The following is a 7,656-nucleotide window of genomic DNA, read 5'->3' on the forward strand; positions in this document are numbered from 1 at the left end:
CGCAGCGGCGGTGTATACAATACTACGTTTTCTTTTATCCCCCCAACCACCAACCTACTAAATTAAATTCCCTCCACCTCCCGGGGGGGGTCGCCCCCGCCCGCCTTTTCTAATGGCGCGGCGCGCGACTATGCGATGGGCAGTGTCAAAATGCGAACAATCAGCAGACTTTTCGATTCCCGCGACCAGGCAGCGCGTGCCGTTGCCGCGCTTCAGGCGGCAGGAGTTTCTCAAGAACAGATCAGCGTCATCGGACCTTACGACGACGAAATCAGGGCTGTCCTGCGCGGTCCGGGCGGTGCCGCGCTTGGCGCGGCCGCTGGTCTGTTAATCGGCCTGGGTGCTTTTGAGGCCACCGGCATTGATCCTGTCGGAGCGGTGGCTGGCCTAACTCTTGTCGGTGGGGCCTGCGGCGGCTTTGCTGGTGGGCTTCTCCAGGCATCTGCCGATGTTTCCAGACAGCCGGGTGAGCCGAACGTTGAACAAGGCGTCATTTTTGTGATGGCGCAGGTCGATGAAAATCAGGCCGATACCGCACAGGCAGTGCTGGAAAATCCCGTCCGCGTAGCGCAACTCGTGGCCACAGCCGGCTGAGATGCGTCGGGTTGGTTGGCGCCTGACTCCTCCCGGCTTATCGCGCACGAATCGCATTCAGATCGGGGTTTCCCGCTGAGCCGTCAGTTTTCCCTCTGACGGTTCACGAGGCGGGAAGCGTCTGCTCGACCAGGTTGACGTAGTAGCCCAGCACGGTCGGCACGATCTCGTCATTGAAGACGTAGCGGTCGCCGTGCAGGCCCCCGCCGGGCCCGACATCGCCGACGCCGATCCACGCGTAGCAGCCGCCTGCCTCGCGGATCATGAAGGCGAAATCCTCGCAGCCGAGGCTCGGGCTGAACTCGGTCGAGACGTTCTCGCTGCCGACGGTGGCGGCGGCTGCCGCGATGGCGCGGGCCGTGGCGTCAGCCGTGTTGATGAGCGGCGGATAGCCCTTCTTGTAGTCGAGCGTGGCGTTGAGCGCATGGGCTGCGGCAATGCCGTGGGCGATCTCGCCGATCAGCTTCTCGCAATGATCGGAATGACCGGGCTCGAAAAACCGGCAGGTGCCTTGCAGCCAGACCCTGCCCGGCACGATGTTGCCGACATTGCCGCCGTGGATCTGGGTGAGGCTGACGACCAGCGCGTTTTGCGGATCGACCGAGCGGCTGACTATACGCTGAACGGCCTGGACAAAGGCGCCCGCGGCCAGGATCGGATCGTCGCCGAGCTGCGGCATGGCGGCATGCGCGCCAAAACCCTCGAAGGTCAGCTCGAAATTGTCGACGGCCGCCATCTGTGCTCCAGCGCGAGCGGCGATCGTCCCCTGCTCCAAGCCCGGCCAGTTGTGGACGGCATAGATCGCCTCGATCGGGAAACGCTCGAACAGGCCGTCTTCGATCATGCGCAGGCTGCCGCCTTCGTTTTCTTCGGCTGGCTGGAAGACGAAGTAGACGGTGCCGTCGAAGGCGCGGGATTGGCTGAGCAGTCTGGCCGCGCCGAGCAGCATGGCGGTGTGGCCGTCATGGCCGCAGGCGTGCATCACGCCCTCGTTCCTGGACGCATAAGGCAAGCCGGTCCTCTCGACGACAGGAAGCGCGTCCAGCTCGGCGCGAAGGCCGATGGCGCGTGTGCCCGTGCCGCTCCGCAGGACGCCGACGACCCCGGTGCCGCCGATCCCCTCATGCACCTCGTCGAGGCCGAAAGCGCGCAGTTTCTCGGCAATGAAACGCGCCGTTTCGTATTCCTTGAATCCGAGTTCGGGATTGCAATGGATGTGGTGCCGCCAGGCTATTATCTCTGGAGTCAGAGCGGCGATCGGGTCATTATGCAGCATGATGCTCTCCTTCCAAGCCGCAAAGGGCGGTTTGGATCACGATTAGAAGGTCGCACAACAGGCGTCTTGAACCAGATTGACCGCTGCAGGGACAAAAGCCGTGGACGCGACAGAGACTAGGAAATACTGGCGCCACCCCAGCTTCCCTGAGCTTGGCCTGTTCAAGGCGCGCTTCACGCAGCATCGCTACGAACTGCACACGCACCCAACCTATGTGATCGCGCTGATCACGGCTGGCTACGAACGCATCCGCATCGGGCGCCACAAAATAGTCGCTCCGGCAGGCACCATTGCCGTCGTCAATCCCGAGGAGTGGCACGACGGGGAACAGGGTGCGGATGAAGGCTGGGCCTACCGGACGTTTTATCCCCCGGTGCCGCTGATGGCGGGGCTCGCCCACGAGCTGGGCAGGGCTGACGCTCCGGTCTTCTCACGTCCGAATATCGAAGACAGCGATCTCGCCGCAGCGTTGCTGGCAGCGCACCTGAGCTCGACCTCCCAGGACGCGACGCAAGCCGAGACGTCGCTGCTCGTCGCATTGAGGCGTCTCATCATTCGGCATGGCGATTGCAGCGGGCGGGTAGAGGAGATCGAAAGCTCGGGATCGCGACGGAGGTTCTCGCTCTACGAGGAGCTTGTCGAAAGCGACCTTGGCTCGCAGTGCGACCTGCAGCGGCTTGCCGACGCCGCGCGCGTCACCCGGTTCCAGGTCATCCGGGATTTCAAGAAGGCGATTGGCCTGACGCCTGCAGCCTATATCCGCGACCGGAGACTGCGTCGCGCCAGTTTCTTGATTGAACAGGGGCTCGGCCTCGCTGAGGCCGCCATTGCGGCAGGTTTCGCCGACCAGAGCCATCTTTCCCGTGCGTTCCGGACCATGCATGGCATGACGCCAGGCATGTTCAGGAGAGGCAGAACTCCCGAACCAAACCGAGTTCACATCGACATGAAATGATCGGGCAGTGGCCGGATCACCAATGTCGGCGCCGATTGCCGACGCAAGCTTGCGTTGTCATTTCGCCGCCGCCTCCACCCGGTCCGCAGCGGCGGCCAGCACGGCGCGGTCGCCCTCCTCGTACAAGCGATGGATCGAGATGGCGCTGACGCGCCAGCCTTCGGGCGTCCGCACCAGCCGGTGCAGATAGCTGGCGCCGACCGTCCAGAACCGCCCGTCGATCCAGTGGGTAGCGCGAACATGGCTGCGCGCGACCGCGTCGTTGCCCGCGCCTTCGACAACGATGTTGGTGATAAGGTGCTGGGTGGCGTCGAAGCCCGGCAACAGGCCTTGCCACTGAGCAATCAGCGCGTCGCGGTCGCTGGTCGCGACCTCGCCACCGAAAAGGCTGGTATAGTCGGTCGTGACGCGGGTCGTGAAATAGGATTTTACCCGATCCCATTCGCGCAAATCGGCATAGAGGCCGATCCCCGCCACCGCCTCGGCGATGGCGGCCTTGTCTTCGCTCGTCAGCGCAGCCGTGGACTGCATGGTGCTCAAGGCGGGCAGAGCGGCAAGCGTCGCGGCAAAAACTGCCGAGGCCAAAACAAACCGGCGGGTGACGGGGCTCATTGTCCCGCCTCCCCTGCACTGCCCAGCGTGGCGCGGAAATGCGCGGCAACGGCGTCGCTCGCCGACTTCACCGGCGCAGCGCGGTCGTAGAAGTCGAACTGGGTGACGTTGTCGAGCCACAGCTCCTGCTTCGGCCCGGTCAGCCGCGCATAGAATTTCCGCGCGCCCTGCGGGATGGCAGCCGCCTCGCTGTGCACCATCAGCAAGGGCTGATGCAGGCGCCGGGCAGCCTGGATCGCATCGAATGTCAGCCAGCCGCGCCAGAAGGCCGGATCGGCCTCGTTGCGCCAGGCCGGGATCATGCCGCGACCAGCCTCTGTATAGTAAGGCACCTTGAACATGATCGCCCGCTCGTCGGTCAGGCTGGCGGCGGGCAGGAAAGCCTGCTTGTCGGTGCGGCGATAGGCGGCCTCGGCCGCATCACCCACAGCTTCAAGCCTGGCAATGCCGTCCTTGCCGCCATAGGTCTGCTCGACCACCTCGGCATCGTGCAGCCAGGGCGCGACCAAAGCGACCGACTTGAGCGCGGCATTTTTGGCGGCGGCAGTGACCGTGTAGCCGGAGCTGGCGCAAATGCCGAGCCCGCCGATGCGGTCCTTGCTGATCTCGGGCCGGGCCGCGAGATAGGCGACCGCCGCCTCGATGTCGGCGACCTTGGCGGTGGGGTCCTCATACTGGCGGCGGGCGCCGCCGCTCTCGCCCCAGCCGCGAAAATCGAAGGTCAAGGCGACGAAGCCGCGGTCGGCCAGCTCGCGGGCGTAGCGGGCCGGCATCTGTTCCTTCACCGTCATCCAGGCACCGGTCAGTCACCACCAGCGCGGGTCGAGGTCTCGCCGGGTCCAGATCCTCGGGCAGATAGAGGTCGCCGACGATCTGCTCACCGTGCGCGGCGAAAGCAACGCGCTCGACGCGCGATGCGGCGAAGGCGCTTGAGCCGAGGGCGACGGCGGTTGCCGTGGCCAGCGTCAGGATTTTCAACATCGTAAATCTCCTTTGGCCTGGAGCGAAAAGCGCGGAGCGACGGATTAAAGGCCGCCGTCTCAGCGGTCATCCGCCAGTCGGCCGGGCAGTGGCTTCAGCTTGTAGTGCGTCCAGTAGAAGGTGTCCGACTGGTACATGTCGGTCAAGAAATTCTGCGCCTCGGCGATCTTGCCGTCCTTGATGCGAAACATCAGGGCGAAAAGCTGGTCGATCTCGGGACCCGAGCCGACGTTCGACCAGCCGCGATGGATATCGACGACGAGATCACCCTGCGCCTGGAAGAAGATCGGCTCAGCCCTGAATTTGCCGTCGGCCAGGCCACGGAAGAAGGCGACCACTTCCTCCGGCCCGCGCTTGTCGCCGGCTAGCGGATGGTGGCCGGGAATGCGCCACACGATGTCCGCCGCCAGGAAGGGCCGAACCGCCTCCGGGTTCCCGGTCGCATAGGCTGCGTAATAGTCCTTGATCAACTGGATGTTGCGGTCTTCCTGCGGGCCGCCGTTGGCGGGGGCGGCGGACACCGCCAGGAGAGCGCCGGCGGCGAGCGAAGCGAGCCTGGTCATCGGTCCTGTCTCCTTGCTTGATCGAGCCGTCGCAACAGCGAGGCCGTTCGTCGGGCCCAACATGAGACTTTTGGTTCACCGGAAAAACCCGTAGAGTCCGACAAGGCTATTTGGAATATCCTCACAATGCGACTCGACCAGTTCAGCGGCATCGTCGCCTTTGTGAAGGTCGCGGAGGCAAAAAGCTTCACCCGCGCCGCTGCCGAACTCGGCGTCGCCCCGGCCTCGCTCAGCGAGGCGGTCAAGGGCCTCGAGGAGCGTCTCGGGGTGCGGCTCCTCAACCGCACGACCCGCAGCGTCGGCCTGACCGAAGCCGGCGCCCACTATTTCGACCACGTGCGCCCAGCGACCGAGGAGATCCGGGCGGCAGGCGCGGCACTGCGTGAGACCCGCGACCGCCCCGCCGGCACGCTGCGGCTGAGCCTGCCGTGGATCGCCGCGCCGCTGCTGATCGAGCCGCTGATGGGACCGTTCATGGATGCCTACCCCGAGGTGCGGCTTAGCCTGATCTTCGACGACAATTTCGTCGACATCGCCGCGCAGGGCTTCGATGCCGGCGTGCGGATCGGCGAGCTTCTTGAGAAAGATATGATCGGCGCGCGTCTAGGCGGACCGTTGCAGAAGGTGGTGTTGGGCAGCCCCGACTACCTGGCGCGTAACGGCACGCCAAAACGACCCGCCGACCTCGCTGCCCACCGCTGCATCGCCTTCGCCTTCACCCGCACCCGCGCCATCTCGCCCTGGGAGTTTGTTGTCGATGGACGCCAGGTCGAGTTCACGCCCGACGCACGTCTGGTCGTGAACACACTGCCGCTCTGCATCACCGCCGCCGCGCAAGGGCTTGGCCTGGCCTTTGCCGTCGAAGGCCTCGCTGCGCCGCTCCTCGCCTCAGGCGCGCTGGTCAAGGTGCTGGAGCCTTTCTGTCCCACCTACGAACCGCTCCACCTCTATTATCCCAGCCGTCGCCTCGTCCCGCCAAAGCTGCGGGCGTTCATCGATTTCGTCCGCGCCAACGCCCACAATTTGCGGATCTGATGCGCCGCCGCGAAACCAGCCATGACGCATATCGGCGAGCCGGTCCGGCTCACCCCAGGCGCCGACCATCTGCCGGGTGGCGGCGTTGAGGCGGTTGAAGGCGTTGATTGGCCGCATTGCAAACCGCAACAACCCGTCGCGTTGAGCCAATAGTTCCGGCTTTCGCGGCACGGAGCCCGATGCTAAGGGCTGCAAATCTTGAATCAGCAACGGATCGCCCTGTGACCGACACTGAACGCCCTCGCCTGCCGCTGATCGAAATCTGCGTCGAAGGCATCGATGGCCTGCTCGCCGCGCAAGCCGCCGGCGCCGACCGGATCGAGCTCTGCGCCAGCCTCGTCGAGGGCGGCGTCACACCGAGTTTTGGCATGGTGCGCGCAGCCGTCGAACTGGCGACGATCCCATTCCACGTCATCGTGCGGCCGCGCGGCGGCGATTTTCTCTACAGTGACACCGAGTATCGTTCGATGCTCGCCGATATCAGCGCGCTGCGCGAGCTTGGCGTCGCCGGTGTCGTCGTCGGCTGCCTGAATGCCGACGGTACCATCGACGAAAAGCGGATGAGCGAATTGGTGCAGGCGGCAGGGCATTTAAACGTCACCTGCCACCGTGCCTTCGACATGACACGCGATCCGACTGATGCGCTGGAAGCGCTGATCCGCAGCAAGGTCGGCCGCGTGCTGACCAGCGGCCAGCGCGACACCGCATTGGAGGGCGCGGCCCTGCTGGCGGCCCTCGTCCGGCAGGCGGGGAAGCGCATCATCATCCTCGGCTGCGGCGGGCTCGACCCAAACAACATCGCCGAGGTGCGGGAAAGAACCGGACTGACCGAAATGCATTTCGCCGCACTCAAGGACGTGCCGAGCGCCATGCGTTACCGCAATCCCCGGGTTGGCATGGGCGGCACCGACCTCGACCGCGAGTACCGCAACACGGTGACCGACGCGGCGCTGGTGGCGGCGACGATTGCGGCGGCGAAAGCATGATCGCGAAGGAAGAAAACAAACGGGCACGCCTGCCGATCGACCGGGTCTCGCCGCAGGACGAGCCCGTCATCCTCGCCCTCAACAACGCGCACGCGGCCGAGTTGTCGTGGCTTGAGCCAGAACGCCTGTCCTTCCTGCTCGGCGAAGCGTTTTATGCGCGCCGCATCGGCGCGCTCGAAGCCTTCATCATGACCTTCGACCAGGACGCCCGCTACGACAGCCCGAACTTCCTGTGGTTCCGCGAGCGCTATCCTCGCTTCGTCTATGTCGACCGCGTCGTCGTTGCGGGAGAAGCGCGTGGCCGCGGCCATGCCCGGCGGCTCTATGAGGATCTGTTCGACCATGCATTGCGTGCCGGCCAGACCATCGTCACCTGCGAGGTGAATGCCGAGCCGCCCAACCAGGCTTCAGATGCCTTTCACGCAGCGCTCGGCTTCGTCGAGGTCGGCGACGCGGTGATCCACGGCGGCAAGAAGGCGGTGCGCTACTATACCAGGCCGATCACCGGCTGAGGCGACAAAAGCCAACCGCTCGACCGGCCAATTGTCGATGCTGGCGCTGCCCCTCATCTGCCTGCCGGTGTCCAGTTGAAAGATGGGTAACACTTTGAACCGGATACATGGGTTACAGTTTTCCCCCTGTCGTGTCCGCCGC

Annotated in this window: 9 protein-coding genes; 5 read left to right on the forward strand and 4 right to left on the reverse strand. The window is 64.8% G+C overall.

Annotated features, from left to right (window positions below; all coding sequences use genetic code 11):
- The first annotated feature begins 135 nt into the window (after positions 1–135).
- Positions 136–594: a hypothetical protein gene (locus tag AC0L2C_RS32705; RefSeq protein WP_287063701.1), complete on the forward strand. Its 459-nt coding sequence runs from the start codon at positions 136–138 to the stop codon at positions 592–594.
- A gap of 103 nt (positions 595–697) precedes the next feature.
- Here the strand turns inward: AC0L2C_RS32705 and AC0L2C_RS32710 are convergent, their stop codons facing one another.
- Positions 698–1,870 carry an amidohydrolase gene (locus AC0L2C_RS32710; RefSeq protein ID WP_473525387.1) on the reverse strand — a complete coding sequence of 391 codons (1,173 nt, stop codon included), beginning with the start codon at positions 1,868–1,870 and terminating at the stop codon, positions 698–700.
- A gap of 100 nt (positions 1,871–1,970) precedes the next feature.
- Between AC0L2C_RS32710 and AC0L2C_RS32715 the strand changes: the two genes are divergently transcribed.
- Positions 1,971–2,825, forward strand: a complete 855-nt coding sequence (locus AC0L2C_RS32715) for an AraC family transcriptional regulator (protein ID WP_473525388.1) — start codon at positions 1,971–1,973, stop codon at positions 2,823–2,825.
- Positions 2,826–2,882: 57 nt separating this feature from the next.
- Here the strand turns inward: AC0L2C_RS32715 and AC0L2C_RS32720 are convergent, their stop codons facing one another.
- The 3 genes from AC0L2C_RS32720 to AC0L2C_RS32730 all read right to left on the reverse strand — a co-directional run bounded on the left by AC0L2C_RS32720 (position 2,883) and on the right by AC0L2C_RS32730 (position 4,981).
- Positions 2,883–3,437 carry a nuclear transport factor 2 family protein gene (locus AC0L2C_RS32720; RefSeq protein WP_473525389.1) on the reverse strand — a complete coding sequence of 185 codons (555 nt, stop codon included), beginning with the start codon at positions 3,435–3,437 and terminating at the stop codon, positions 2,883–2,885.
- Positions 3,434–4,228 carry an alpha/beta hydrolase gene (locus AC0L2C_RS32725; RefSeq protein WP_473525390.1) on the reverse strand — a complete coding sequence of 265 codons (795 nt, stop codon included), beginning with the start codon at positions 4,226–4,228 and terminating at the stop codon, positions 3,434–3,436. The genes AC0L2C_RS32720 and AC0L2C_RS32725 overlap by 4 nt, the downstream gene beginning before the upstream one ends.
- A 249-nt stretch (positions 4,229–4,477) precedes the next feature.
- Complete coding sequence (locus tag AC0L2C_RS32730; protein ID WP_023803615.1) at positions 4,478–4,981, reverse strand: nuclear transport factor 2 family protein; 504 nt, start codon at positions 4,979–4,981, stop codon at positions 4,478–4,480.
- A gap of 126 nt (positions 4,982–5,107) precedes the next feature.
- Between AC0L2C_RS32730 and AC0L2C_RS32735 the strand changes: the two genes are divergently transcribed.
- From AC0L2C_RS32735 to AC0L2C_RS32745, 3 genes are all read left to right on the forward strand, one after another.
- On the forward strand, positions 5,108–6,016 hold the full coding sequence (locus AC0L2C_RS32735) for a LysR family transcriptional regulator (RefSeq protein WP_473525391.1): 909 nt from the start codon (positions 5,108–5,110) through the stop codon (positions 6,014–6,016).
- A gap of 179 nt (positions 6,017–6,195) precedes the next feature.
- A complete protein-coding gene (locus AC0L2C_RS32740) occupies positions 6,196–7,002 on the forward strand; it encodes a copper homeostasis protein CutC (RefSeq protein ID WP_128246839.1) in 807 nt (268 codons plus the stop codon).
- Entirely contained in the window at positions 6,999–7,514 is a 516-nt protein-coding gene (locus tag AC0L2C_RS32745) for a GNAT family N-acetyltransferase (protein ID WP_287229238.1), read from the forward strand. Before AC0L2C_RS32740 ends, AC0L2C_RS32745 begins: the two co-directional genes overlap by 4 nt.
- Positions 7,515–7,656 lie beyond the last annotated feature (142 nt).

This window comes from Mesorhizobium sp. WSM4845 (assembly GCF_055811455.1).